The 26,100-nt window shown below is 63.4% G+C and carries 23 protein-coding genes; 10 read left to right on the top strand and 13 right to left on the bottom strand.

Translation table 11 applies throughout. The features are described 5' to 3' along the window. Positions 1-13 precede the first annotated feature (13 nt). Positions 14-1,204, bottom strand: coding sequence for an aminotransferase-like domain-containing protein (locus tag BM408_RS01830; RefSeq protein ID WP_092127253.1), 1,191 nt, complete (start codon positions 1,202-1,204; stop codon positions 14-16). Positions 1,205-1,332: 128 nt separating this feature from the next. Here BM408_RS01830 and BM408_RS01835 point away from each other — a divergent pair, with 128 nt between their 5' ends. The 3 genes from BM408_RS01835 to BM408_RS01845 are packed head-to-tail and all read left to right on the top strand — an operon-like array spanning position 1,333 to position 2,964. Next, positions 1,333-1,956 (top strand): TetR/AcrR family transcriptional regulator, encoded by a 624-nt coding sequence (locus BM408_RS01835; RefSeq protein ID WP_092126323.1) that lies wholly within the window; start codon positions 1,333-1,335, stop codon positions 1,954-1,956. A 56-nt stretch (positions 1,957-2,012) separates the two neighbouring features. Beyond that, complete coding sequence (locus tag BM408_RS01840) at positions 2,013-2,540, top strand: hypothetical protein (protein WP_092126325.1); 528 nt, start codon at positions 2,013-2,015, stop codon at positions 2,538-2,540. Continuing rightward, positions 2,530-2,964, top strand: coding sequence for a PaaI family thioesterase (locus tag BM408_RS01845; RefSeq protein ID WP_092126327.1), 435 nt, complete (start codon positions 2,530-2,532; stop codon positions 2,962-2,964). Before BM408_RS01840 ends, BM408_RS01845 begins: the two co-directional genes overlap by 11 nt. Before the next feature lie 703 nt (positions 2,965-3,667). Here the strand turns inward: BM408_RS01845 and BM408_RS01855 are convergent. After that, positions 3,668-5,005, bottom strand: coding sequence for a sigma 54-interacting transcriptional regulator (locus tag BM408_RS01855; protein ID WP_092126329.1), 1,338 nt, complete (start codon positions 5,003-5,005; stop codon positions 3,668-3,670). A 401-nt stretch (positions 5,006-5,406) separates the two neighbouring features. On the opposite strand from BM408_RS01855, the gene BM408_RS23230 reads away from it, so the two are divergent. Beyond that, entirely contained in the window at positions 5,407-6,780 is a 1,374-nt protein-coding gene (locus BM408_RS23230) for a collagen-like triple helix repeat-containing protein (RefSeq protein WP_092126332.1), read from the top strand. Between the two features lie 21 nt (positions 6,781-6,801). Then, entirely contained in the window at positions 6,802-8,496 is a 1,695-nt protein-coding gene (locus BM408_RS01865) for a ShlB/FhaC/HecB family hemolysin secretion/activation protein (RefSeq protein ID WP_092126334.1), read from the top strand. A gap of 29 nt (positions 8,497-8,525) precedes the next feature. Here the strand turns inward: BM408_RS01865 and BM408_RS01870 are convergent, their stop codons facing one another. Beyond that, on the bottom strand, positions 8,526-10,142 hold the full coding sequence (locus BM408_RS01870) for an alkaline phosphatase family protein (protein ID WP_175541647.1): 1,617 nt from the start codon (positions 10,140-10,142) through the stop codon (positions 8,526-8,528). Positions 10,143-10,417: 275 nt separating this feature from the next. Between BM408_RS01870 and BM408_RS01875 the strand changes: the two genes are divergently transcribed. Beyond that, positions 10,418-11,437, top strand: coding sequence for a BLUF domain-containing protein (locus BM408_RS01875; RefSeq protein WP_092126338.1), 1,020 nt, complete (start codon positions 10,418-10,420; stop codon positions 11,435-11,437). Between the two features lie 42 nt (positions 11,438-11,479). Next, a complete protein-coding gene (gene nth / locus BM408_RS01880) occupies positions 11,480-12,124 on the top strand; it encodes an endonuclease III (protein WP_092126340.1) in 645 nt (214 codons plus the stop codon). 121 nt (positions 12,125-12,245) lie between these two features. Here the strand turns inward: nth and BM408_RS01885 are convergent, their stop codons facing one another. The 3 genes from BM408_RS01885 to BM408_RS01895 form a co-directional block, all read right to left on the bottom strand. Beyond that, positions 12,246-13,367 (bottom strand): ABC transporter substrate-binding protein, encoded by a 1,122-nt coding sequence (locus BM408_RS01885; protein ID WP_092126342.1) that lies wholly within the window; start codon positions 13,365-13,367, stop codon positions 12,246-12,248. Positions 13,368-13,601: 234 nt separating this feature from the next. Then, a complete protein-coding gene (locus tag BM408_RS01890; protein WP_092126343.1) occupies positions 13,602-14,579 on the bottom strand; it encodes a Bug family tripartite tricarboxylate transporter substrate binding protein in 978 nt (325 codons plus the stop codon). An 83-nt stretch (positions 14,580-14,662) separates the two neighbouring features. Continuing rightward, positions 14,663-15,883 carry a pyridoxal-phosphate-dependent aminotransferase family protein gene (locus tag BM408_RS01895; RefSeq protein WP_092126345.1) on the bottom strand — a complete coding sequence of 407 codons (1,221 nt, stop codon included), beginning with the start codon at positions 15,881-15,883 and terminating at the stop codon, positions 14,663-14,665. Between the two features lie 116 nt (positions 15,884-15,999). Here BM408_RS01895 and BM408_RS01900 point away from each other — a divergent pair, with 116 nt between their 5' ends. Further along, the gene (locus BM408_RS01900) at positions 16,000-16,698 is read left to right on the top strand and encodes a GntR family transcriptional regulator (protein ID WP_092126347.1); all 699 of its coding nucleotides are present in this window, start codon (positions 16,000-16,002) and stop codon (positions 16,696-16,698) included. Between the two features lie 84 nt (positions 16,699-16,782). Next, positions 16,783-19,911 carry an FAD-binding and (Fe-S)-binding domain-containing protein gene (locus tag BM408_RS01905; protein ID WP_092126352.1) on the top strand — a complete coding sequence of 1,043 codons (3,129 nt, stop codon included), beginning with the start codon at positions 16,783-16,785 and terminating at the stop codon, positions 19,909-19,911. Positions 19,912-19,942: 31 nt separating this feature from the next. Here the strand turns inward: BM408_RS01905 and BM408_RS23040 are convergent, their stop codons facing one another. The 3 genes from BM408_RS23040 to BM408_RS01915 all read right to left on the bottom strand — a co-directional run bounded on the left by BM408_RS23040 (position 19,943) and on the right by BM408_RS01915 (position 21,427). Beyond that, on the bottom strand, positions 19,943-20,101 hold the full coding sequence (locus BM408_RS23040) for a hypothetical protein (protein WP_217649406.1): 159 nt from the start codon (positions 20,099-20,101) through the stop codon (positions 19,943-19,945). Positions 20,102-20,156: 55 nt separating this feature from the next. Beyond that, on the bottom strand, positions 20,157-20,921 hold the full coding sequence (locus BM408_RS01910; RefSeq protein WP_217649407.1) for a glycerophosphodiester phosphodiesterase family protein: 765 nt from the start codon (positions 20,919-20,921) through the stop codon (positions 20,157-20,159). A gap of 251 nt (positions 20,922-21,172) precedes the next feature. Beyond that, positions 21,173-21,427, bottom strand: a complete 255-nt coding sequence (locus BM408_RS01915; RefSeq protein WP_092126355.1) for a hypothetical protein — start codon at positions 21,425-21,427, stop codon at positions 21,173-21,175. 105 nt (positions 21,428-21,532) lie between these two features. Here BM408_RS01915 and BM408_RS01920 point away from each other — a divergent pair, with 105 nt between their 5' ends. Continuing rightward, positions 21,533-22,129, top strand: coding sequence for a 3'-5' exonuclease (locus BM408_RS01920; protein ID WP_092126356.1), 597 nt, complete (start codon positions 21,533-21,535; stop codon positions 22,127-22,129). A gap of 17 nt (positions 22,130-22,146) precedes the next feature. On the opposite strand, the gene BM408_RS01925 is transcribed toward BM408_RS01920, so the two are convergent. The 4 genes from BM408_RS01925 to BM408_RS01940 form a co-directional block, all read right to left on the bottom strand. Continuing rightward, the gene (locus BM408_RS01925) at positions 22,147-23,622 is read right to left on the bottom strand and encodes an aldehyde dehydrogenase family protein (RefSeq protein WP_092126358.1); all 1,476 of its coding nucleotides are present in this window, start codon (positions 23,620-23,622) and stop codon (positions 22,147-22,149) included. A 67-nt stretch (positions 23,623-23,689) separates the two neighbouring features. Next, positions 23,690-24,463 (bottom strand): amino acid ABC transporter ATP-binding protein, encoded by a 774-nt coding sequence (locus tag BM408_RS01930; RefSeq protein ID WP_092126360.1) that lies wholly within the window; start codon positions 24,461-24,463, stop codon positions 23,690-23,692. Between the two features lie 24 nt (positions 24,464-24,487). Further along, a complete protein-coding gene (locus BM408_RS01935) occupies positions 24,488-25,339 on the bottom strand; it encodes an amino acid ABC transporter permease (RefSeq protein ID WP_092126362.1) in 852 nt (283 codons plus the stop codon). Beyond that, on the bottom strand, positions 25,336-26,079 hold the full coding sequence (locus tag BM408_RS01940) for an amino acid ABC transporter permease (RefSeq protein WP_092126364.1): 744 nt from the start codon (positions 26,077-26,079) through the stop codon (positions 25,336-25,338). Before BM408_RS01940 ends, BM408_RS01935 begins: the two co-directional genes overlap by 4 nt. Between the last annotated feature and the right edge of the window lie 21 nt (positions 26,080-26,100).

The raw sequence follows: 26,100 nt of genomic DNA on the forward strand, positions 1-26,100 counted from the left end.
GAGCGCTCGCGCCTTAGAGCGCCTTGCCCAGGCGAGCCACGCCTTCTTCAATCTTCGCCACGTCTGCCGTGGCAAAGCTCAGGCGCAAAGTCGCCAGGTCAGGATTGGCCGCATAAAACGGCGCACCAGGCACAAAGGCCACGAGTTGCTCGATCGCCTTTTTGGCAAAGTCGCCGGCGTCTTTGCTCTTGCCGTTGGCTCCCGTCAGGCTGGCCCAGAAGAACAGGCCGCCTTGCGGTTGCGTAAAGGCAATCGCGTCGCCCAGCTCGCGCTTGAGGGCTGCGCCCATGGCGAGAGCCCGTTCGCCGTAGACCTTGCGCACGTTTTTCAGTGTGTTGGGCATGCGGCCGGCTTTGAGGTATTGGGCGGCGGTGGCCTGGGCGAAGGTGCTGGTGTGCGCGTCGCTGAACTGCTTGCACATGGTGGCCTTGGCCAGCAGCTCGGCGGGGGCGATCATCCAGCCCACGCGCAGGCCGGGGCTCAGCACCTTGCTGAGGGAGCCGCAATGGGCCAGCAGCTCGCGGCTGCCGGGCACGGTGGGGCTCAGGGCCAGCAGTGAGGGCGATGGCGCTTCGCCGAAGTAGAGGTCGCCATAGGGGTCGTCTTCCACGATCAGCGTGTTGTGTTTGACGGCCATCGCTAGCACCTGCTTGCGGCGCTCCAGGCTCAGCAGTGCGCCGCTGGGGTTGCCGAAGGTGGGGATCAAATAGACAAACTTGGGCTTGTGCTGGGCGATGAGTTTTTCGAGCTCGTCGGTCTTGACACCGTTGGCGTCAATGGGAGCGCTGATGAGTTCTGCGCCATAGAGGCGAAAGCACTGGATGGTGGCGAGGAAGGTGGGGCCTTCGACGATGACTTTGTCGCCGGGCGAGATCATGGTCTTGCCGAGCAAGTCCAGCGCCTGCTGGCTGCCGGTGGTGACGATGAGCTGGTCAGGGGCCACGTCTTTGGCGCCTTTGGTGGCCATGAAGGCGCTGAGCTGCTCGCGCAGCGGGCCGTAGCCTTCGGTGGCGCCGTATTGCAGTGCGCCGCCGGGCTCTTCACTCAGGGCCTTGCCGCTGGCCTCTTTGATGCCTTCGACATCAAACATGGCCGGGTCTGGAAAGCCGCCGGCAAAGCTGACGATGCCGGGCTTGCCCAGCAGTTTGAAGAGTTCGCGAATCGCGGAAGTTTCGACATTGTTGAGGCGGTCGGCAAATTGCAGTGGCATGGGTTTCTCGCTTTCTGTTTTGTATTGTCGCCAATTTGCGGCGGGCCTGCCCGCGGCGGGGGTGGCAAACCGGTGTTTCAAGACCTCTTGACAGAGTAACAGTCTAGAGTAATACTCTAGTCATGGACATCCCCTCCCCCACACCCCCGGGCCCGGCCACCACCCGGGAGCGCCTGCTGCAAGCCGCTGCCACGGTGTTTCTGGCGCATGGTTTCTCGGCTGCCTCGATGGACATGGTTCGCCAAGAGGCCGGCGTGAGCAACGGCAGCCTGTACCACCACTTCCCGACCAAGGCGCAACTGGCCGACGCGCTGTATGCCCACACCCTTCGGGACTTTCATGCGGCCTTGTTGCCGCCCGTGACGGGCCGGGCCGGGGCCCATGCGGAAAAAGGCGTGAAGGGTTTGATACGCGCCTACATCCAGTGGGTGCTGCAAAACCCCCAGAGCGCCCGCCTGCTGCACGCGCTGAGCCGCAGCGGTGATCTATCGAACGGCGCCGATGGCCCGGATGAAGCCGAGCGTGAGGCCGTCAATGCGGACACGTTTGGCGCGCTCAAGGTGTGGATCGCGCAGCGCGTGGAGGCGGGCGAGATGCGGGCCATGCCGTTTCATGTGTGGATGGCGCTGGTGTTTTCGCCGGCGCTGTCGCTCACGCAGCGGTGGGTGAGCCAGCCGCAACCCGCGGTGGCCCCCAAGGTGCGGGCAGCGCTGGAGCATGGCGCCTGGATGGCGGTGGCCGCCTGAGCTGATTCAAAAAGACCAAGGACAACAGAACCAAGGACCAAAGGAGTGTTCTTTTTATGAAAGTCGTCAACGTTCACCAACGCCTGTTGTACGCCAGCCCCGAGCGGGTGGGCGCGCTGATTGACACACTGGCCTCACCGGCCGATGCGCTGTGGCCGGGGCGCGCCTGGCCGCGCATGAAATTTGACCGGCCGCTGGGCGTGGGCGCTGCCGGCGGGCACGGGCCTATTCGTTATGTTGTGGAGGCTTACACGCCGGGCCAATCGATTCGCTTCCGGTTTACCGCGCCTGCAGGCTTTGACGGATGGCACGGCTTTGAAGTGCTGGACGCCACGCACGCACATTGCGTGCTGGAGCACCGCATCGAGATGCAGGCGCGCGGCCCTGCCCTCTTGAGCTGGCCGCTGGCGATACGGCACCTGCACGACGCTTGCGTGGAAGACGCATTGTCGCAAGCGCAGGCCTCGCTGGGCAATGAGCCCAAGGCGGTGCTCTGGCCGGCACGGGTGCGTTTGCTGCACTGGCTGGCAGCGGGCGGCAAACGTTTGGCGCCGCCGATTCCGCGGAGGCAACATGCCCGCTGACACGACATCGACATCTACCGAGCTGTTTGCCTTTGGCCGCGACGCGCTGAGCCGCCAGCCTTTCAGCACGATGCTGAACGCCAGGCTCGATGCCTTCACGCCGGGCCTCGCTGAGCTCTCGGTGCCGGTGGTGCCTGGCCTTTTGCAGCAGCATGGCTTTGTGCACGGCGGTGTGCTGTCTTACCTGGCCGACAACGCACTTACGTTTGCAGGTGGCTCGGTGTTGGGCGATTCGGTCACGGCCGAGTTCAAAATCAACTACCTGCGGCCGGCCAAAGACGCCGAGCGGCTGCTGGCCGTGGCCACGGTGGTGGGCAGCGGCAAAACGCAGGCGGTGTGTCGTTGTGATATTTTTGTCTTGCGTGGAACGGAGCGCAGCTTGTGTGCTGCGGCGCAGGGGACTATTCGGAAGGCTTCGGGTTGAGCGGGGGTTGACTACCCCTTCTCCCCGTTTGGGCTGGGCTTGTTGAAGGTTGTCTTTGATTTCATGAATGCGCTTCTTGCTGAGTCCTGCTGGCCGGGGTCGCCCGGCATGCGACTCACTTTTCTTTGCTTCGCCAAAGAAAAGTAAGCAAAAGAAAGGCGACCCTGCTGTCTGCGTCCCTCCGCTCCGCTGCGGGCAACCTGCGGTGCTCGGTTCAGGCGGGGTCTCGCTCGAACTCGCTTCGCTCAGACAATCGCGATCCCTGATCCGCCTGAACCTGCGCTCCTCGGCGCAGCCAGAAGGGGTGGGAAACAGGAATACCAATACCGAATACCAAACAGCCGAAGAAAGAAACCTGAATACCAGAAGAAACAAGGACTCGCCACGGCGAGTCCTTGTTGGTATTTGTCTTTGGTATTTAGTCCCCGCTCCGATTGCCCCTTCTGTATGCGCCGAGGAGCGGAGGTCCAGACGGATAAGGGCAAAAACTTGTTTGAGCCGAAGGCGAGTTGTTTTTGACCCCGGCTGGACCGAGCACCGCAGGCTGCCCGCAGCGAAGCGGAGGGACGCAGACAGCAGGGTCGCCTTTTCTTTGCTTACTTTCTTTTGGCGAAGCAAAAGAAAGTGAGTTGCCGCCGGGCAACCCCCGGCCAGCAGCCCTCAGCAAAGAGCGCGAGAGGCCGGAGCAAGCCCCGGCCCAAACTCACCCCATGATCCCAAGCTTCCGCATCTTCTCCCAAAGCGACTTACGACTGATACCCAACTCCTGCGCAGTTTTCTGCCGATGCCACTCATTGCGGTCCAGCTCGCTAAGAATGCGGGCACGCTCCACAGCGTCGGCGCTGCGCCGCGCCGCCAGGGCCGGCGGCACACCCGCGCCAGCGTCCATCACCATCTCAAGCGCGCGGTTGATGAGCTTTTCATCCCACTGATTGGTTTGCCGCACGATGACGCCGATGCGCTCAGCCAAATTGCGCAGCTGCCGTATGTTGCCTGGGAACTGCAAGGTGGCAACGCGGTCGACCAGCCAGCCGGGGATCTCGTTGGCGCGGCCCTCTTGCCCGGGCAGCATCATGCGGGTCAACACCATCTTGAAGATGGCGATCTTGTCGGCGGCGCCGCGGTGTTCCAGGTTGGGCACCTCCAGCTCGATCACTGCGAGCCGGTAATAAAAATCCGAACGGAACCGGTCGGCCTGCACCAGCTCACGCAGGTTGCGGTTGGTGGCCGCCACCAGCCTGAAGTCGAGCTGGATGGGCGTTTCAGAGCCCACGCGGGTCATGACCCCTGTCTCGAGCACACGCAGCAGCTTGACCTGCTGGAACAGCGGCAAGTCACCGATCTCGTCCAGAAAGAGCGTGCCGTCGTTGGCTTGCTCGAGATAGCCCTTGTGCGTTTGCACGGCGCCGGTGAAGGCGCCCTTCACATGGCCGAAAAAGAGTGACTCAAACAGCCCGTCGGGAATGGCGCCGCAATTGACCGGCACAAACTGGCCCTTGGAATAGTGCTGGTTGCCACGGTGCAAGAGCTCGGCAATGAGTTCCTTGCCGACACCGGTCTCGCCGCGTATCAACACGTTCTGGTCGCTGTCGGCAAAGGCCATGACTTCATCGAGCAGTGAAATCATGGAGATGGAGCGCGCCACCACCGTTGCGCCATTGGCCAGCGCAGGCAGGCCCAGGTGGGACAACTCACCGACCACGCTGGTGACCATGGTCCGCAACTCGACATCGGTGAAGTCCGGCGGCAGCAAGGCGGTGCCGCCCAAGGGGTCGAGCGTGCCCTTTTCGCGCCGCTCATTGCCGACCCAGATCACGGGCATGTCGTGATGCGCATACCAGCTGGGGTCCAGGGCCAATACGCTCACGCTGACCAATGCCAGGGACTGGTCACCCGGAGCGATGTCGTGAAGCACCCCGGTGTCTGCCCGGCTGACGATGGTGCCCAGGGGGCGAAGGCAGCGGGCGACCCGGTCGAAAAAATCGGCGTTGCCCTGGGCAACAAAGAGGTGGAGATTGGAGTAGTTGGCTTTGACCGTCATGCGGCGCCCTCCCTCAACCTGGGGGTCACCTGACGGTTGAGGGCATTAACCCTGCAAGACACGCCGCGACGAAAAGCGTGAAATATCTCACGAAACATACTGACTCCCTTCACGGCCTTTTTAATTATTTTTTCGGTTTTGAAGGCCAGCAAAACCTGAATAGATGGTCTTAAGACCTAACCAGCGTTACCGGGTTGTTACCCCACATGTGGACGCGCCGGTAACACCGTTCTCAAATTTCAATTTTCAAAAGTAGTATTTTTTTATTCTTTGAAAAAAATCCGTGAGCACAGAGGCTTTTTTGTAGTTACTTCCTGTTACTACATGGGACGAACCCTGAAACCCGAAAAGTGGGCCCGCAAATTGCCTTAACAGTGGCCTCAACTTCAGCGGAGGCTTCTATGACCACGATTCAATCTCTCTCTACATTCTCGGGCAAACGCAGCGTGATCGCTATGGCGGTTTTCAGCTCAATTCTTTTTACCGGATGCTCGGCAACCGGCAGCCTCGGCCTTGATTCAGACACTGCCGGCCGGTCCGCGGCACGCAGCGGCAACGGCGGCGGAGACGGCAATGGCGGAGGGTCAACGGTCTCATCGGCGCTGGCCGCGACGGGCGCTATCGGCAGTGGTGTTTCCAACATTGTGAGCACCAGCGGCAATCTTGTCAGCAGCCTCGGTGACACCGTCGCAGGCGTTAACTTGCCCGGCACGAACAACGGTGTGCCGCAAGGTCTTGGGGGCGTGCTGCAAAACACCGGCTCGGCCGTGGACGCGCTGGGGCAAAGCGCCGCAGCCGGCCTGGGCCAGATCGGTGACCTGACCACCAACCCTATCGGCACCACGCTGGCAGGTGTTCCCAATGCGGTTGAATATGTGGGCGCAGCGGTCGGCAGTGCCGGCGGCGCGGTGAGCTCGCTGGACAGCGGCCCACTGGCCATCTTGCAACCCGTGACGGACCCCACAGGCGCACTGGTCACCCGCGTGGGAGAAACCGTGACGGCACTCGGAGCGCGCCTGGACACAGGCATGGAGAACGCCGTGGTTGAACGCGTGACCAACTCGACCAGCACCATCATCAGGCCCATCGCGGAAACCGTGATGGCCACCACGCAAGCCGCAGGTGACACCACCGGTCTTGGCCGTCCCGTCGATGGCCTGCTGGTGCGCGTGGGCGGCGCAGTCGACAACCTGGGTGATGGCCTGACCGCCACCAACCAGCCCGTCATTGCTGAAACCGGCCAGGTGGTGAGCGCCGTGGGCACGACAGTGGCAAGCCTGGGCGGCGCGGTCAACGCACCGGCCGGCAGCGGTGGCGCCGGCAATCCTCTTGCACCGCTGTCCAGTGCAGTGACGGGTCTCACGGGCGGCCTGGGTGGCGGCCTCGGTGGCGGCTCGACCCCCAATTCACCGCTCGCACCGGTAACCAATGTGGTGTCTGGCCTGACCGGTGGTTTGACCGGCGGTGGCGGCGCCCCGACCTCGGTGCTCGCGCCAGTCTCCAATGTTGTGTCGGGCTTGACCGGTGGTTTGACGGGCGGCGCAGGTGGCGGCAGCACACCGGGTAACGTTTTGTCACCTGTGACGAGCGCCCTCGGCAATGTGACCTCCGGCCTCGGCGCAGGCGGTGGCAGTACACCTGGTAACGTGCTGGCGCCAGTGACCACCGTGGTCACCACAGTGGTCACCACCGCAACCGGCGGTGGCAACAGCCCGGCCCCCGGCACAACACCGGTCACCAATCTCCTCGGAGGCATCACCGGTCTGATCCGCTAAGCAGTACGGGCCCCGCATCGCATGCCCGTACGGCAACACACAGTTGCCCCCACCGTCTGCCTGGCAGCGGTGGGGCTTTTTTACCCCTTCGCTTCGGCGCAAACGCCAGGCGGCAACCCCATCGACACCTTGCCGGTGCCGCAGTTGCCGCGTGAGCAAAAGGCCGACCCCAATATCACCATACTGCCTTCACAACTGGAGACCCAGCCGCGCCGCAGCCTGAACGTCACGCCGAAGCGCTTTCAGATCGAAGGCGTGCAGGCCATCGACTTCGACGAGGTTGCCAACCTCTTCAAACCACTGGCGGGCCAGACGGTCACCGTCGCGCGGATTGCCGACGTCAGCCGCGAAGTCACCGCGCTCTACAAGAAGCAGGGCTACGCCTTGTCGTTTGCCTTTGTGCCCGAGCAGGACTTCAAGGACGGCGTGGTCCGCATCGTGGCGGTCGAAGGTTATGTGGCCACGGTCAAGGTAGAGGGCGACCCCGGCCGCGCCGACGCCAAGCTGCGAGAGATTGCCGAGCACCTGCAGCAAGACAGGCCGCTACGCCTGGCCAGTTTTGAACGTTATACCCAGCTGATGGCGCAAATGCCCGGCCTGCGGGTAGAAGCCAGCGCAACACCGCCCACCACCACCGATGGCGCAGGTGCGCTGGTGCTGAAGATCGTGCGCCAGCCTTACCTGGTGGCGCTGGCCACAGACCTGCGCGGCGGCAAACCACGCGTCGTGGCCACCGGCATCCTGAACGACCCCTTCACCGGGGGCAGCCGGCTGACCGCATCAACGCTGATAGGCGCACTGGCGGGCGAGCACTTTGGCGCCGCCAGCTATTCGCAGGTGGTCGGCAGCGAAGGCCTCACGCTCAAGGCGGAGATGTCGATCTACCGCGGCAACCCCGACGCGGCGCTGGACACGCCGCCGCTGATCCAGCGCGAGACCGACTACAAGCGGCTGGAGTTTTCGGCGCTGTATCCGTTGAAGCTGACCCGCAGCGAGAGCCTGTACCTGAGCGGCGGCATTTACGGTGTGGGCAACGCAGACAACTACCTCAACCCCACCAACGGCGTGAGGCTGACGGACGAGGTCAATGTGCGCGCTGTGTATGCCCAGGCCAGCTACAGCCGCGCCGACGACAACCAGTCGCAAAGCCTGTCGCTGCGCCTGACGCATGGGCTGACATCGCTGGGTGCGGGCAGCAGCATTCGCGCGAATGTGCCTGGGCCGCTTCCGACCAACCCGGCGCGGCTGGACTTCACGCGGCTGCTGGTGGAAGGCAGCCAGCGCAACCGCTGGGGCAAGGACTGGGGCACGGCCGTTTCCTTCATGGTGCAGCACACCCCCCACTCGCTGCCGAGCACGGAGCGCGTGTCTTTCGGCAGCACCAAATTTGCCCGGGCCTATGCCGCGGGTGAAGTGTCGGGTGATTCGGGCTGGGGTGTCGCCGCGGAAGTCAACCGCAGCTTTGCCCTGGACATGCCCTACCTGCGGCAGGTCACCCCCTACGTCCTGCTGGAGAGCGCCCGCGTGACGACCCACACCGGAACCTTCAGCCCCTCAAAGCTGCAGTCGGCCAGCCTGGGCGTGCGTGTCTCGGACAACAAGTACTTCACGGTGGATGTCGCGGCGTCCAAGCCGCTGGGTGATGCCACGCTGTCCAACCCCGACCGCAAGATCAGGCTGAGCGCGCTGGTGAGCTACAACTTCGGCCAGAACTGACGGGCTGTGCCGCCAGAGCAAGCCTGCCACTACAGCGGCAGCGGCTTGCCTTCTGCCGATGAAGGCGGCGCAATGCGCAGCACGCGTGCGAGTGTGGGGGCAATGTCCACTACCTCCACGCGCGCATCCACGCGCCCGGGCTTTACCCAGGCAGGGCCATACATCAGGATGGGCACCTGCGTGTCGTACGGATGCGGTGAGCCGTGCGTGGCCACCGTGTTGCCGAACATCCAGCCAGGCTTGAGCGAGTACTGCACATCGCCTGACACATCGGCATGCCAGGCCTTTTGCATCTGCTCAAAATGCGGCGAGCCGGCGCGGCTGCCGCTGGCCAGCTCGCGGCGGGTGTAGGCCGCGGCAAAGCCGGGCTCGGCCATGAGCAGTGCGCGGGTTTCTTCTGCCAGCGCGTTGGCATCGACTTGCCGTTGCGCGATCAGGCTCTTGTTGAACAACACACTGGAGCCTGAATACCCTGCCGCCCATTTGCCTTCGCCAAAACGCTTCTCCAGGCCTGCATTCACACGCGCCAGAACCTGGCCGCTGTTAACGCGCCCGGCCTCGCGGCCCTGGCTGGTGCTGAACTCGGGTGCGGGCATAAAGCCGTGGTCGGCGGTGAGCACCGCGAGGTAGTTGTCTTTGCCGATGCGGGCGTCCAGATCCTGAAAGAAGGCCTGCAGCATGCGGTCCAGCTGCAGGAAGTGGTCGTGCGAAAGGCGCGACTCGGCGCTGAAGGCGTGGTTCACATAGTCGTGGCCCGAGAGGCTGACCGCCAGGATGTCGGGCGTGTCGTCTTGCCCCAGCTGCTCGCCGGCAATGGCCGCGCGCGCGAAATCGAGCGACATCGCGTCAACATACGGGCCGCGCAGCAGCGAGGTGTAAAAGCGCGCGCCTGGCGCCGCATCACCCGGTGCGCCATACACGGCAGGTAAGCCGCCGCCTGCGGGGCCGTACCACTTCTGCTGGTCGGGCACCGAGCGCGCATAGGCGGCCTCGGGCAGCAGCGCTTTCCACTCCGCCTTGAAGTAGCGGTCGGCCGGTTTGGCGGCATTGAAGTTGTTGACCCAGGCCGGATGCGCGGCCATGTAGTGTGTGCTGGACGCGAACTGCCCGGTCGCGCCCATGTACATATAAGCGATGCCGGTCTTGCCGGCGGGCAGGATGGCGCCACGGTCTTTGCCTGAGATGCCTATGACTTTGGAGCGTGCGTCTGCGCGCCGCAGCACATCACCCACGGTTTCGGCCTTGAGGTTTTTGGGGCTGGTGCCGTCAAGCGCATTGGTGGCATGGCCGATGTAAGCGGCGGATGTATCGCCGGTGCAGTACACCGGTTCGGCCGTGACCGGGTCGCGCCAGTCGTTGCCGATGATGCCTGTGCGGTGCGGGTAAGCGCCGGTGAGCATGGTGGCATGGCCCGCGGCCGTGACGGTAAAGGCGTGGCCGTAATGCGCGTTGGCAAACCAGGCGCCACGGTCCAGAAAACGCGCGAAGCCGTCGGGCGCGAGCTGGTCGCGATAGTCCAGCACCTGGCGCTGCGGCAAGCCGTCGACAACAAGAAACACGATCAGTTTGGGGCGGGGTGCGTTATTGGCAGCCTTCCCTGATGTGCCCGGTGCGGCAGAGCAGCCGGCCAGTAACGCTGCGGTCAAAGTGGAAATTGCGAGCCGGAAAAGATTGTGAGCTTTCATGGCGCTGATGCTAGTGGACTTTAGGTGGACGCGAAACCCGCAAACACCCTTGCCATGCGCAGCGTTATCAAACTTTAGTTTTCGAACACCAGCATGCTGCGGCCCTGCATGCAGCTACTTGTGAAGTTGTCATTGCATGTTGTGGGCTGTACGCAGATGTATTTCTGCCACTATTGACGGGTGCTTTTGATGCGTAAAGATTGACGGGCTTTTTGCTTCTGGGGCAGGATGCCGTCATGGTGAATAGCGTTGCGCCTTATGAGGCGACCCCGGAGCATATTGAAGTCGAGCGTGTCATAACGGCCAGCATCTGCCACGTGAGGGAAGGCATTTTTGCGCAGATGGAGAACATCCGTGCAGCGTCCCTGCGCAACAATGCGATACACGACATCCACGCGGTGCTCTTGCACCAGAGCGGCTGGTTTCTGCACTGGGTGGAAGGCCCCTCGCAATCGGTGCGCGGCCTGCTGCGGCACCTGGCCGGTGACCCGCGCCACCATTCACCCCGCACCGTACACACCAGTCAGGGCCGGCGCATTTTGCCCACGCCGTGGTCCATGATGATGTCGCAGACCACCGAGCCGGCCGCGCATTTCGGCCACCGCGTCGTGTCGCTGCACGAGCAGTTTGAACAAGGCACGCAGCACGCGCCCTCTTCCGTGCTGCGGCGGCTCTCCGCACCCATGCAGCTGGCCCAGGCGCAAGGCCTGCCCGACATTGAGGCCTTTCACCGCGTCGGCATTTGCGCGGCGGGCGGCAACGAGGCTTTCGAAATGATCAACTGGCTAGCGGTGCAGCTGGGCGGCACGGTGGCAAGGCGGCGCTTTGCCGGCGAGCAGGACATGGACGGCAGCAGCAACTCTGTCGATTTCATGGACGGCCCCCACCCGTGCCGCATGATCGCCGTGGCGCGCAACGGTCTGGCCCACGGCCTGCGCCGGGCCTTCCTGCCCGACTGGCCGCATTTTGTGATGCTGTTTTGCGGCACGCCCCGGTTTGATGACGCGCTCATGGCCCGCATGGCCGCCGCCTGCGAGGGCTTGCCCGTCACGCCCACGCTGCTGGGAATCGCCCCCGACGACGCCACCCACCAGCGCATGCAGGACATGGCCCATGGAGCGCACCTGGCTTACATCGCGGCCAACACCGCCAGGCCCGACGACTACCACGCCATCTGGCTGGCGGTGCACGAGCAGCTTCAACGCGCCGGCGAGCCGCCCAGCTCGGTGTGGGAAATGCCGCGCCTGGTGGCCTGAGGCAGACGCTAGCTGCCCGGCAGGCGCCGATACACTGCGGGCATGAAAAAAGAAGATATCGCCCCATTCTTCGCCACGCTGAAAGCCGCCAACCCGATGCCGGTCACCGAGCTCGAATACACCAGTGTGTTCGAGTTGCTGGCCGCAGTGCTGCTAAGCGCCCAGGCCACCGACGTGAGCGTCAACAAGGCCACACGCAAGCTCTACCCGGTGGCCAACACGCCGCAGGCGATTCTTGAGCTGGGGCTGGAAGGCCTGGAGTCGTACATCCGCACCATCGGGCTGTACCGTACCAAAGCCAAAAACCTGCTGGCGACTTGCGAGATTCTGGTGAAGCAACACGGCGGCCAGGTGCCGCGCACGCGCGAGGCACTAGAGGCTTTGCCCGGTGTGGGCCGCAAGACGGCCAATGTGGTGCTGAACTCGGCGTTTGGCGAAGCGGTAATGGCGGTCGACACGCACATCTTTCGCGTGAGCAACCGCACGGGCCTGGCGCCCGGCAAAAACCCGCTAGAGGTAGAACTGGGCCTGCTCAAGCGCGTGCCCACCGAATACCTGGTGGACGCGCACCACTGGCTGATCCTGCACGGGCGCTATGTGTGCATTGCACGCAAACCCCTGTGCTGGCAGTGCGGGGTGGCGGCCTGGTGTGATTTCAAACCCAAGACGCCGCCGCCTGCGGCTTGACACTTCATCTAGAGCTGTGCACAAAGCCCAGCGAAGCGGTCCTGGCTAGGCGTGCCGCCGCAGACAGTGCTACAGCACGGCAAGGCGGCGCAACAACGCCAGGAGGGTTTTGTGTGCGGCTCTATCGGGCGAAAGTTCCGTCTGCGCGAATCATCGTCAAATTGACGAAGCGCGAACCCAGATTGCTCTGCTTGTTATACGTGATCGCAAAGCCGCCCAGGTCTTCACTGGTGAAGCCTTCCAGCGTGCTGATGAGCTTGGCACGCGTGATGGGCGCAGGCGTCTTTTGCAGGGCGCGCACCACCAGCTTGGCGTTCAGGAAACCTTCCATGCTGTTGTAGCTGAACTTCTTGTCGGCGGTTCCTGAAATCACGGTCTGGTATTCCTTCACGACGGCGTTGCCCAGTTCGGTGAAGGGGTAAGGAACCACTTGCGAGACGATGGTGCCGGCAGCAGGTTCTTTCAGTTCTGCATGCAGGCCCGACGATACGCTGAGCACCATGAATTGCGCACTCGCGCCCTTGGCCTTGTAGGCTTTGATGAAAGCGGCATTGGGCTTGGCCTGGGCGATCAGCATGACGGCTTGCGGCTGCGCGGCGGCAATCACATCCACTGCTTTGGCCACGTCGACCGTGCCGCGCGGCACGGGCGCCACGGCAGCGGGCTTGGCGCCGCGTTTTTGCATGGCGGCGTTCAGTGCATCCAGGCCCTCTTTGCCGAAGGCGTCGTCCTGATACGCAACAGCGATCTTGTTGATGCCGATGGTCCAGGCGTGATTGACGGCCGCTTCAATTTCATCGGTGGTGCTGGCGCGCACATGAAAGAGGTTGGGTACAAACGGGTCGCGCAGCGACTTGGCGCCGCTGGTGTTGCCGATCTGGGCGATGCCCGCGGCCTGCACGATGGGCACGATCTTCAACATATTGGCCGTGCCGCGAAAGCCCACCAACGCCACCACGTTCTGGTCGATCAGCGCCTTGGTGTTTTCGGCGGTCTTGTCGGGGTTGAAGCCGTCGTCCATGCTGACGAGCTTGATCTTCTCGCCGCGCACGCCGCCCTTCTTGTTGATGTCGTCAAAGTAGGCATTCATGCCGCGCACGTAGTCGGTGGTGAGTGCGGCGCTGGTGCCCGACAAATCGCCGGAATGGCCCAGCACGATATCGGCCGATGCAGACGACGCGGCAAGACCCAGAAACAACGCGGCCAGCAAGCTGCTGGCCTTGGAAGAAATAACAACTTTCATGAAACGAATCCCTAGTCTTATTAGTAAAAAAGTTAACTCAACTCAAACAAAACCAACACTCAAAATTTAACGCACAAAATTCAGTGCATACAAAGCCACGGTGATTAAACCAGCCGAACCAACATAACAACTTACAACGAAGAAGCAACAACCCAAAAAGCAGAACGAAAGCCGCAAAACGTCTTATGAAAAAAGCCGGCACAAGGCCGGCTTTGCTTCCGGTGCGGCGTGCTGTCAGCCGTCAACCCTGACCTGGGCCTGCTGGGCCACCTGCGTCCATTTCTTCTGCTCGGCCTTGATGAAGGCGGCAAATTTCTCGATGCTGCCGCCGCCGTCTTCGGCGCCATACAGGTCCATCTTTTCCTGCACATCGGACATGGCCAGCACTTTGTTGACGTCTTCATTCATGCGCTGAACCATGGCATGCGGCATTTTGGACGGGCCCATGAGGCCGTACCACACGGTCGCCTCAAAACCGGGAAAGCCGGACTCGGCCATGGTGGGCACAGTGGGGTGGCCCTTGGCGCGCTTGAGGCGGGTTTGCGCGAGCGCAATCGCCTTGCCGCTTTTCACATGCGGCGTGGCCGAGGTCATGGTTTCAAAGCAGTAGTTGACCTGCCCGCCGATCAAATCGACCAGCGCAGGGCCGGAGCCACGGTAGGGGATGTGCAGCGCAAAAATCTTGGCCTGCAGCTTGAACATTTCGAGTGCAAAGTGCTGGGCCGAGCCGCCGCCTGCGGAGGCAAAACTGATCTGCCCCGGCTTGGCCTTGCACAACGCCACCAGGTCCTTCACGGTTTTGGCGGGCTGGTCCGCGTTGCAAACCAGCAGGTTGGGCGTGATGCCGACCATGCTGATGGGCACATAGTCGCGCTCGGGGTTATAGCCCAGCTTGAGGCCGAGGGCCGGCGCCAGCGCGTGGCTGTTGATGTGGGCCATCAGCAAGGTGTTGCCGTCGCCAGGCTGCTTGGCGACGTAGTCTGCCGCGATCACGCCGGCGGCGCCGCCCTTGTTTTCAATCACCACCGAGGTGTTCCACATGGTGGAGAGCTTTTGCCCGACCACGCGCGCCAGCGCGTCGGTGCCGCCGCCGGGTGGGAAACCCACCACAATGCGCACCGGCCCGTTGGGCAGGGTCTGGGCCTTTAGCATGGGTGATGCCACCATGGCTGCCGTGGCCGCCGTTGCGCTGATAAACGTTCTGCGTTGCATGGTTTCTCTCCTGAGGGTGAATTTAAATAAGCTCAGTGACAGTTTGAGGTTGGGGTTGAGAACTGGTGTTCTTTTCTTCTTTCTCAAGCCGCCTTGCGCTGTGGCACCACCGCCGCATGGCTGGAGAAGTGGTCCATCGCTGCCTGCACGCCCGAGCCCGCCAGCTTCACGCCGGCCAGCTTCAGGCCCATCTCGCAGCCGGCCAGCGCGGCCATCAGCGTGAGGTCGTTGCAGTCGCCCAGGTGGCCGATGCGGAACATGCGGCCTTTGACCTTGCCCAGGCCGGTGCCGAGCGAGCAGTCAAAGCGCTCATAAATAATCTTGCGCACCGCGTCGGCATCAATGCCTTCGGGTGTCATCACACCGGTGAGCACCGGTGAATACACCGCCGCGTCGGCGCACTGGATCTGCAAGCCCCATGCCTTGACTGCCGCGCGCACACCGGTCGCCCAGCGCTGGTGACGGGCAAACACAGTTTCCAGGCCATGCTCAAGCAGCATGTCGCAAGCTTCGCTCAGCGCGTACAGCAAGTTGGTGTTGGGGGTGGACGGCCAATAGCCGGTTTTGTTCATCTCGATGATTTCGTCCCAGGCCCAGAAGGCCTTGGGCAGCGTGGCCTTTTTGCTGGCCTCGATGGCCTTGGCTGAGACGGCGTTAAAGCTGATGCCGGGCGGCAGCATCAGGCCTTTTTGCGAGCCGCTGATGCTGACGTCGATGCCCCACTCGTCATGGCGGTAGTCGGCCGAGGCCAGGCCCGAGATGGTGTCGACCAGCAGCAGCGCCGGGTGTTTGGCCGCGTCCATGGCCTTGCGCACAGCGGCGATGTTGCTGGTGACGCCGGTGGAGGTTTCGTTGTGCACCACGCAGACAGCCTTGATGCTGTGCTGGGTGTCGGCCTTGAGGCGCTCCTCAATCAGCGCGGCCTGCACGCCATGGCGCCAGATGTCGGCGCCGGGGTAGCCGATGACTTCGGTCTTCAGGCCCAGGCGCGCGGCAAGCTTTTGCCACAACGCGGCGAAATGGCCGGTTTCGTACATCAGCACGTGGTCGCCGGGGTTCAGCGTGTTCGACAAGGCGGCTTCCCAGGCGCCGGTTCCGGAGGCGGGGTAAATGATGACGGGCTGTTTGGTCTGGAAGATCTTTTTGATGTCTGCCAGCACCTTCAGGCCGAGCGCGGCGAATTCGGGGCCCCGGTGGTCGATCGTGGGCAGGCTCATGGCCCGCAAGATGCGGTCCGGCACAGGGGACGGGCCGGGAATTTGCAAGAAGTGACGTCCCGTGGGGTGAAAATCAAGCGTCAACATGGCGTAGGAGCTCCTGAAGTAAGTCGCTATTTTTTGCATACAAAATTCATTTGTCAATACCCCATAAGGTTACAGTTTGATTTGACACCCAGGTTTTTTGCATACAAAATTTAACCATGGCCGCAGAAATCATCCCCATCCCCCGTGCCGCGCTGCATGAACAGGTAGCCCACCGGCTGCGCCAGATGCTGGTCGAAAACCGCATCCAGCCGGGCGCCAAGCTCAATGAGCGCGAGCTCAGCGAGATCCTCAACGTCTCGCGCACCCCCCTGCGTGAGGCCATCAAGATGCTGGCCGCCGAAGGCCTGGTGGAATTGCTGCCCAACCGCGGCGCCATCGCGGTGGAGCTGACGGAAGCCGACGTGCTCAATACCTTTGAAGTGATGGCCGGGCTGGAAGCCCAGTCGGGCGAGCTGGCGGCCGAGCGCATCACCGACGCCGAGCTGTCCGAGATCAAGGCCATGCATTTCGAGATGATGGCCGCCTACACGCGCCGCGACCTGCCCAACTACTACCGGCTCAACTCCGCCATCCACAGCGCCATCAACGCGGCCGCCAAAAACCCGGTGCTCACCAGCACCTATACGCAGGTCAATGCACGGCTGCAGGCGCTGCGCTTTCGCTCCAACCAGGACGAAGAGAAATGGAAGTCGGCCGTGAAAGAACACGAGCTGATGGTGGAAGCCCTGCAGACGCGCGACGGCGCCGCCATGCGCGCGGTGCTGCTGCGCCACCTGACCAGCAAGCGCGATGTGGTGGTGCAGCAGCTGCGCACCATCAATGCCGCGAACAACCAGAGCAGCGCCAAGGCCTGAGCCTTGCCGGCCGGGTGCCAGCCCGGTTTTGAAACGAGACAAACAAGCAGACCGACAGCCCCCACATAAAGGCGAAAAGCCGCGATGAACGCTCCCCTCCCCCTCAAGGTCACCCGGCAGGCCGCGGCCCAGGCCTATGACGACGTCTCCCGCGTGAGCAATGAAGTCGCGGGCCGCCTGGCTGCCAGGCTGGCCGCCGAAACGCAGGGCGAAGTATTGTTCTCGCCCGCGGACCGCGGCCGCTACGCCACCGACGCGTCCATCTACCAGGTCACACCCGTGGGTGTGTTTGTGCCGCGCACCACCGACGACGTGAAAGCCGCACTCGACATCTGCCGCGACATGCAGGTGCCCATCGTGCCGCGCGGCGGCGGCACCAGCCAGTGTGGGCAGACCGTGGGCACCGGCCTGGTCATCGATTACTCCAAACACGTGCGCAATATCCTCGACGTGGATTTGAACGAGCGCACCGCCGAAGTGGAGCCCGGCATCGTGCTGGATCACCTCAACGCTTCGCTCAAGCAACACGGCCTGTGGTACCCGGTGGATGTGTCGACCAGCGCGCAGGCCACGCTGGGCGGCATGGCGGGCAACAACTCTTGCGGCAGCCGCAGCATTGCCTACGGCAACATGGTGCACAACGTGCTGGGTGCAACGGCCTGGCGGTCTGACGGCAGCTTGCTGGAACTGGGGCGCTACGACACGGCCGGCGGCGCGGCGCGCGAGCTGGGTGACTATGTCAAGGCGCTGTCTGACCAGTTGCGGCCCGAGCTGGAGGCGCACTGGCCCAAGGTGATGCGCCGCGTGGCCGGCTACAACCTGGACATCTTCAACAACCAGAGCGAAAAGCCCTACACGCGCGACGGGTCGGTCAACCTGGCGCATCTGCTGATAGGCAGCGAAGGCACGCTAGCGCTGACCAAATCGCTCAAGCTGCGCCTGTCTGAATTGCCGCGCACCAAGGTGCTGGGCGTGGTGAACTTCCCGACCTTTTACAAGGCCATGGACACGGCCCAGCACATCGTGCAGCTGGGCAGGGACGGCACGCTGAGCGCGGTCGAGCTGGTGGACCGCACGATGATTGAGCTCTCGCTGCAGAACCCGGCCTTTGCGCCCACTGTGCGCACCGCACTCATCGGCCAGCCCGACGCGATTTTGCTGGTGGAATTTTCTGGTAATTCCAAGGCTGAGCTGGCCCCCAAGATTCGCCAGCTGGTCGAGCTGATGGGTGACCTGGGCCTGCCCGGCTCGGTGGTCGAGATGATCGACGACGCGCCGCAGAAGAATCTGTGGGAAGTACGCAAGGCGGGCCTGAACATCATGATGAGCCTCAAGGGCGACGGCAAGCCAGTCAGCTTTATTGAGGACTGCGCCGTGCCACTGGAGCACCTGGCCGAATACACCGATGCGCTGACGCAGGTGTTCCGCAAATACGGCAGCAAAGGCACCTGGTATGCCCACGCCTCTGTCGGCACGCTGCATGTGCGGCCCATCCTCGACATGCGCCAGGGCGGCGCCAACGGCGGCGCGTCCAAGATGCGCGCGATTGCCGAGGAGGCCTCTGCCCTGGTGCGCCACTACAAGGGTGCCTACAGCGGCGAGCATGGCGACGGCCTGTGCCGCGGCGAGTGGATCGAGTGGCAGTTCGGCCCCAAGATCAACGACGCGTTTGCGCAGATCAAGAATTACCTGGACCCGCTCAAGCTGTTGAGCCCGGGCCGCATCATTGACCCGCCCAAGATGGACGACACGCGGCTGATGCGCTTTCCGCCCAGCTACAAGGTCATCCCGATCAAGACCGCACTCGACTGGAGCGCCTGGAACGTACAGAACGACCCGGTGACCGAGCAGACCAGCGCGCCGGGCAGCGGCGGCGACCCGGCCCAGGGCTTTGCCAAAGCCGTAGAGATGTGCAACAACAACGGCCACTGCCGCAAGTTCGACGCCGGCACCATGTGCCCCAGCTACCGCGCCACACGCGACGAAAAACATTTGACGCGCGGCCGCGCCAACACGCTGCGCCTGGCGCTGTCGGGTCAGCTTGAGGGCCTGAACGCAGAAGACGCCTTTACCAGCGAAGCGGTGCAGGAGGCCATGGACCTGTGCGTGGGTTGCAAGGGCTGCAAGCGCGATTGCCCCACCGGCGTGGACATGGCCAAGATGAAGGTGGAGTTTTTGCACCACTACAAGGCCAAACACGGCCACACGCTCAAAGACCGCCTGATCGCCGGCTTGCCCGATTACGCGCACTGGGCCAGCCGCTTCGCCCCGCTGCTCAACCTGCGCGACAGGATTCCGGGCCTGGCGGCCTGGAGCGAAAAGCTGCTGGGCCTGTCAGCCCGCCGCACGCTGCCGCAGTGGCGCAGCAATACCTTCTGGACGCGGCTCGGCGAATCCAGTGAGCCCGGCGCGGCGCCGAACGGCCGCATTCAAACCGCCAGCCGCGACGAGGTGCTGGCCGCCACACGGCCGGTGGTGCTGTTTGTGGATACCTTCAACGGCTACTTTGAATCGGAGAATGCGCTGGCCGCGCTCAAGGTGCTGCAGGCTGCCGGCTACACGGTGCATGTGGCGGCCAAGACCGCACCCGACGGCAAGAGCCTGTGCTGTGGCCGTACGTATCTAGCGAACGGCATGGTCGACAAAGCCAAAGCCAAGGCGCGCGAAGTGGTGGGCGCGCTGCTGCCCTTTGCCGAACGGGGCATCGCCATCGTCGGCCTGGAGCCCTCCTGCCTGCTGACGCTGCGCGACGAGATGCTGGTGATGGGCCTGGGCGAAGCGGCACAGACCATCAGCCAGCACGCCTTGCTGCTCGAAGAGTTCCTGGCGCGCGAGGCGGCCGAGGGCAAGCTTGAAATGCTCAAGGGCCGGCTCAGGCCCTCGGCCCAGCCCATCCTGCTACACGGCCACTGCCACCAGAAGGCTTTCGGCGCGGTGAGCCCCATCCTGGACGTGCTCAAACTGATCCCGGGTGCCAAGCCGGAGTTGATCGAGTCCAGCTGCTGCGGCATGGCCGGCAGCTTTGGTTATGAAGCGAGCCACTATGAGGTGTCCATGCAGATGGCTGAGCTCAGCCTGCTGCCGGCGGTGCGCAAGAACCCCGACGCGGTGGTGGTGGCCGACGGCACCAGTTGCCGGCACCAGATCAAGGATGGCGCCCAGCGAGAGGCGGTGCACGTGGCGGTGCTGCTGGCGCGGCAGCTACAGGGCTAGGCGCGCTTCGGTTTGTTTGGCCTGTTTGGCTTTATTTTTTGTTGAGGGCGGCGGCCACCGCCTCCAATTCGTTCGTCCACACGCCGCCCGACCAGCCGGGCGGCAGGCGCGCAACGTCCGCGGCGCTGTCAATGCCTGTTGAAAACCCGCCGCCGCGATAAGGGCCGATGATCACGGCCAGGCTGCCCACGGCCTGCAGCCGCGCCTGAAAGCGGCCCGGCCAACCCCAAAGCCAGGGCGCGATATTAATGGGAACGAGCGCTGCGCTCGCACGCCGCCGGCACCAGGCCCGTCCAGCCGTAGGCGATATAGCGCAAGAGGCAGTTCTTCAGCGAGCTGCGGGAGGCTGTGCGGACACCGTGCACGCGCGCCCGGACTTGCGCGACCGGCTCATCGCCGCCATACACGATCAAACGGCCAAGCCGCTCAGGCGCGAGGCGCGCCAGCACGGCAGCCAGTTGCACGCCTTCGTTCGGGTCACGGCTTTTGACATTGATGACCAGGCCCCGCGCCGGAAATGCATTCAGCACTTCATCGAGCGAAGGCATCAGCCCGACACCCTTGCCGCGAAACGGGAAAGTCTTTCCGCCGTCGGCGGTGTAGCCATAACCCACATCCAGGTGCTTCAGCGCCGCCAGGGAGTGCTCGCGCGTGACGCCCTTGCCTTCAGTGCGGCAGTCCAGCGTCCAGTCATGAAACACGGCAAAGTGCCCGTCGGCCGTGGGGTGTACATCCAGCTCCACCCAGTCGGCCCCGGCAGCAAAACTGGCGTGCATCGATGCCAGCGTGTTCTCCAGGTAGGCGTGCGTGGGCGGCAGCATGCGCGAAGCGGTGCAGGTGTCGTTCTGCAAATCCCTGTTGTCAAACTGCTGGGCGATGCCGCGGTGCGCCAGCAGCACGGGCCGGCCGCCGGCAGGCGGGGTGAACAGGCTGGTGTTGTTCAGGAAAACCAGGGCAGCGAAGACGGACAAGCCGACGGCGATGACGGTGGCGCGCCTGGCGGTTTTCATCTTCCGGGCTAGCAAAATACGATCGCGAGCAGGGCCGGATCGTCCATCATATTGAGCAACACCCAGCCACCCAGGCGGTAAGCGGTAAAAAGCGCTAGCTCGATCAGTTGTTCAAAAGGCATGGGCTGAGAGATGCAGACGATGTATTGAGGCGGCGCCGTGTTGCGCTGGGCCAGCTAAAAACAAGGGTTAAATACGCTTGTAGCCCAATGATAGCGGGCGCAAGCAGCTACTTTTTTGGTAGCAATCCATCAGTCCGGTACAAACTTCGCCTTGAAGGTCACTTCGTCTTCAGGCAACTCCAGCGTGACCAGCTGGCCCATGCGCATATCCGCCAGGCGGCAGGCGCCAAAGAGGCTGTACTTGCCTTTGAGCTGGTAGCTTTCCATGTCGATCAGCATGTAAGAGTGCGGCACAAACACCTCGTGCAGAAAAATCGTGCGGTGCCGGTTGCGCGGCGACGGGAAGAGCTTGTAATGCTCGGTGGTGATGCTTTGTGCGGCCATGGTGTGAAACGTTTGGGCTGTGCGGTGTGACGCCCTTGCCCTGACTGTAAGCTCTAGCCCTGCCCTTTGCCGCTTTTTTGCACTTATCTTCCGTCTGGACACCGTATGACCGAACGCCACCCCACCCCCGGTAAAGAAGAAATCGCCCTGCTCGAGCCCTTTGACCGGCTGGGCCTGGACCAGATCGAGGTGGTGTCCACACCGGCCCAGGCCGCCGGCGCGCTCAAGGCGCTGGCGGACGCCACGGTGCTGGGTTTTGACACCGAGTCCAAACCCACGTTTGCCAAGAATGAAGCCTCTGAAGGGCCGCACATCGTGCAGCTCTCGGCGCTGGACAAGGCCTGGATCTTTCAGCTGGAAGACGCCGAATGCCGCCGCGTGGTCGGCCTGCTGCTGAGTTCGCCGGCGATCATCAAGGCGGGCTTTGGCCTGGGCGACGACCAGCGCCGCATCATCCACAAGCTGGGCGTAGACCTGCAGGGCGTGCTGGATTTGAACGTGGTGTTTCGCGAACGCGGCTACCGCAAGGACATGGGCGTGCGCGGCGCGGTGGCGGTGATGTTCAACAAGCGGTTTCTCAAATCCAAAAAAGCCGCCACCTCGAACTGGGCCAATGAGCGGCTGACCGAAGCGCAGATCATTTATGCCGCGAACGATGCGTATGGCGCGCTGCGGGTTTTCAAGGCGCTGGGGCTTGGATAAAAAGCCATGAGCAAGCCCTAGCCCTCAAGCCGGATGTTGACGTTTTTGACCTGCGTGAACTCCAGCAACTCTTCAAAGCATTCTTCACGGCCTATGCCGGATTGCTTGACGCCGCCAAAAGGCGCACCCAGAAAATGCTGGCTGGTGTTGTTGATCCAGACATAACCGGCTTGCACGCGCTCCGCGGCGCGGTGCGCCGTCACCAGATCCCGCGTCCAGATCGACGCCGTCAGTCCATAGTCCAGCGCGTTGACCTGCTCGAAGAGGCTGTTTTCGTCCTGCCAGCGCAAGACCGCCATGACGGGACCGAAAATTTCTTCGCGCGCAACGCGCATATGCATGCCTACGCCGGAAAACACGGTGGGCTCGATGAAAAACCCGTTGGCCAGCGACGGGTCCTCGGGCCGCTTGCCGCCGCAGACGAGTTGCGCGCCTTCGTCCAGCGCCGACTGAATAAATCCCTCAACCTTCTCAAGCTGGACCCGGCTCACCAGGCAGCCCATGGTGGTGGCCGGGTCCGTGGGCGGGCCCGGGCGGTGCCGCTGCGGCAACAGCTGCGCGACGCCCGCCAGCACTTCGTCGTGGATGGATTCATGCAGAAACACGCGGCTGGTGGAGCCGCAGGACTGCCCGGCCCAGGTGAAGTTCATGCCTTGCACAATGCCGGCCACCAGTTTCGGAATGTCTGCATCGGGGTAGCCAATGAGGGCGTTTTTTCCGCCGAGCTCCAGCAGCACCGGCTTGAGTGATTCCGCGGCAGTGCGCATGACCGCCCTCCCCGTCGGGATGCCGCCTATCAGCGTGACCTTGCGCACCAGCGGATGAGCCGCCAGTGCTTCGCCGCACGACCGGCCGCCGGCGAGGAAGTTCACCACACCGGGCGGGAAGATGCCGCCTATCAGTTCAGCCAGCCGCAGGCATGAGAGCGGCGCCTGGTCGGGCGCCTTGACCACCACTGTGTTGCCGGCGGCCAGGGGCGCCGCCACACGCATCGCGGCGAACATCAACGGGTGGTTGTAAGCAACGACCCGCGCCACCACACCCAGCGGCTCGCGCACGGTGTAGTTGAGCTTGCCGGGGCCCATGGGAATGGTTTCGCCCTTGACCTCGGGGGCCAGGCCCGCGAAGTACTCCAGCGCATCCGCCGCGATGTGCGCGTCGGCCTCCAGCATGCGCACGGGGTTGCCGGTGTTGAGGGCATCGAGCAGCGCCAGTGACGAGGCCTCGGCCCGCAACGCGGCAGCGGCCTTCCTGAGCAGGCCGCCGCGCTGGGCTGGCGGTATGGCGCGCCAGCCGTCGAAGGCGGCCTGTGCGGCATTCACGGCGGCGTCCACATCGGCTTCGTCGGCCACGGCAACGCTGGCCAGCGTTTCATTCAGGGCGGGGTTGATCGTGTCACCGTAACGGCCGGCGAGCGGCTTGTGCCAGCCGCCGCCGTAGTACAGGTCAAGGTGGGCCGGCAAGGTGCCTGCCGGAATCTGGTGTGTGTGCATGGTGTGTGGTTGAAGTGCAAGGGCAAGCGATAAAGGACGATCGGTAAAGGCCGGCCGCCCTTGGGAGCTAAAACACGTGCTGCAGGAATTGCTGCGTGCGCGGGTCGCGTGGCGCGCCGAAGATCTCGGCCGGCGTTCCCTGCTCCACGATCAGCCCGCCGTCGGTGAAGCAAACCCGGTCGGCGATCTCGCGGGCAAAACCCATTTCATGGGTGACCAGCATGCAGGTCATGCCGTCCTGCGCCAGGTCGCGAATGACGTTGAGCACTTCCTTGACCGTCTCCGGGTCGAGCGCGGCCGTGACCTCGTCGAACATCATGACCTCAGGCTGCATGGCGAGCGAACGGGCGATGGCCACGCGCTGCTGCTGACCGCCCGAGAGCTCCGCGGGGTAGCAGGCCTCTTTACCGGTGAGCCGCACTTTGGCGAGCAGGTCGTGCGCGCGGCGCTCCACCTCGGCCTTGTCCTGCTTCATGACCTGGATGGGCGCCATCATCACGTTCTGCAGAACCGTCTTGTGTGGAAACAGGTTGTACTGCTGGAAGATCATGCCGACCCGGCGGCGCAGCGCAAGCTTGTCGAGTTTGGGGTCGGTGACGTCGATGCCGCAAACGCTGATGCGCCCGCTGTCGATGGGCGTGAGCGCGTTAATGCAGCGCAGCAGCGTGGACTTGCCCGAGCCCGAAGGCCCGATGATGCAGATCACTTCGCCGCGGCGCACGTCCAGGGAAATGCCCCTGAGCACCTGCGCGCCGCGAAAGTGCTTGTGCACATCGCTGATGGTGACGATCAGGTCGCTGGAATTCGCGTCGCTGGAAAAAGGAGGCCGGAGTTCGTTCATGGAAGTGGGGTACGTTGTCATGGTTCAGCCCGCCACGGCCCACCGGCGTTCCAGCGCGGCCGTGATTCTGGCGATCGGGTAGCAGTACGCGAAGAACCAGGCCAGCAGGTAGGCATACATGGGAAGCAGCAGTTCCTGCCGCTGCTCGGCGGCGAGGATTTCGCGCGTGACCGTCATGGCTTCAGACACGCCGACGATGTTGGCCAGGGTGCTGGCCATGGCGACGATGGCGTAGAGGTTCATCCAGGCCGGCAGCATGCGCTTGAGGCCCTGGGGAATGATGATGCGCCAGAGGATCTGCGCGCGGCTGAACGCGAGGGATTCGGCCGAGTCCCACTGCCCTGCCGGGATGGACTGAATGGCCCCGCGCACAATCTCCGCCACGTAGGCCATGACGGGTAACGCAAAACCGACCGAGGCCTTGAGCCAGTCCGGCACCGGGATCACCATGCCGAACACCTGCACCCTAAAGGGCAGCAGGAACATGCAGTAAAAAAGCAGCACCAGCCAGGGCGCATTGCGCAAGAACTGCGTCACCACCCAGGAAGGCGAGCGCACCCAGCCGCGTGGCGAGATTTGCGCGATGCCGAGCAGGAAACCCAGCGCCGTGCCCACGGAGATGGCGACAAAGCTGATGATCATGTTCCAGACAAAGCCGCCCGCCAGCAGCGGCGTCCATTTCAGCAAGGTCTCCACAATGCCGGGCTTGCCGGCACCGGCCGCGGCCTGGGCAGCCGCGCAGCTGAACGCCAGCCACAGGCATACCACCAGCGCGCCGCGCGCGTTCAGGCAGCGGCTTGGGTTGCCGGACCACTCGGGCAGCGTGCGTGGGCGCAGTGCGGGCGCTTCAGGAAGGAGGACGGGAAGGGACTTCATGAGCGGCTGTAACCAGGTATACGCAAGGCGTGCTCCAGGCGGTGCAGCAAAAACACCAGCCCGCCGACGATGGCCAAAAAGGTCACGAGCAGCACGCTCATCATTTCAGGGATGTTGACGGACGCGCCCCAGATGGTGGACGAGGCCGTGAGCAATTCGGGCACCCCAATGGCGTAGGCCACGGTCGTGCCTTTGACGAGAGTGACCAGGTTGTTATTGAGGGCCGGCAGGCTGATGCGCAGCGCCAGCGGCAGCACGACGTGAATGTAGGCCTTGAGCGGTGAATAACCGAGCGCTTCGGCGGCCTCCACGGTGGCCTTGGGCACAGCCTCAATGCCGGCGCGAAAGATTTCGGTATTGAAGGCGCCCGCGAACAAAGACATGGAAATGACCGCCCAGTCGAAGTTGTCGAGCATGGGACGGCCTGCAGCACCGCCGCCGCCTGCCATGATCATCACGGAGCCGACACCAAAGTACAGGAAATACATCTGGGCCAGCGGCGGTGTGTTGCGAAAGAAGTTGACATACGCCGCCACCAGCCACCGGGGCGCGGGCAAACGCAGGCTTTGCAGCCACGCACCCGCAACCCCGATCAGGACGGACAGCACAATGCAGGTGGCCGACAGTTGCAGCGTGACCTGGATGCCCTTGAGGTAGGTCAGGCCGTCGACGCGGTCGTAGAAAACCGAGAAGTTCGGCCCTCCGGCGTCGTACAGCTGCTTGAACCAGTCTGCAATCATGGTCTGCGGCGCCTCTATGGG

The sequence above is a fragment of the Polaromonas sp. YR568 genome (assembly GCF_900116715.1).
In the GTDB taxonomy this organism is placed as follows: domain Bacteria; phylum Pseudomonadota; class Gammaproteobacteria; order Burkholderiales; family Burkholderiaceae_C; genus Polaromonas.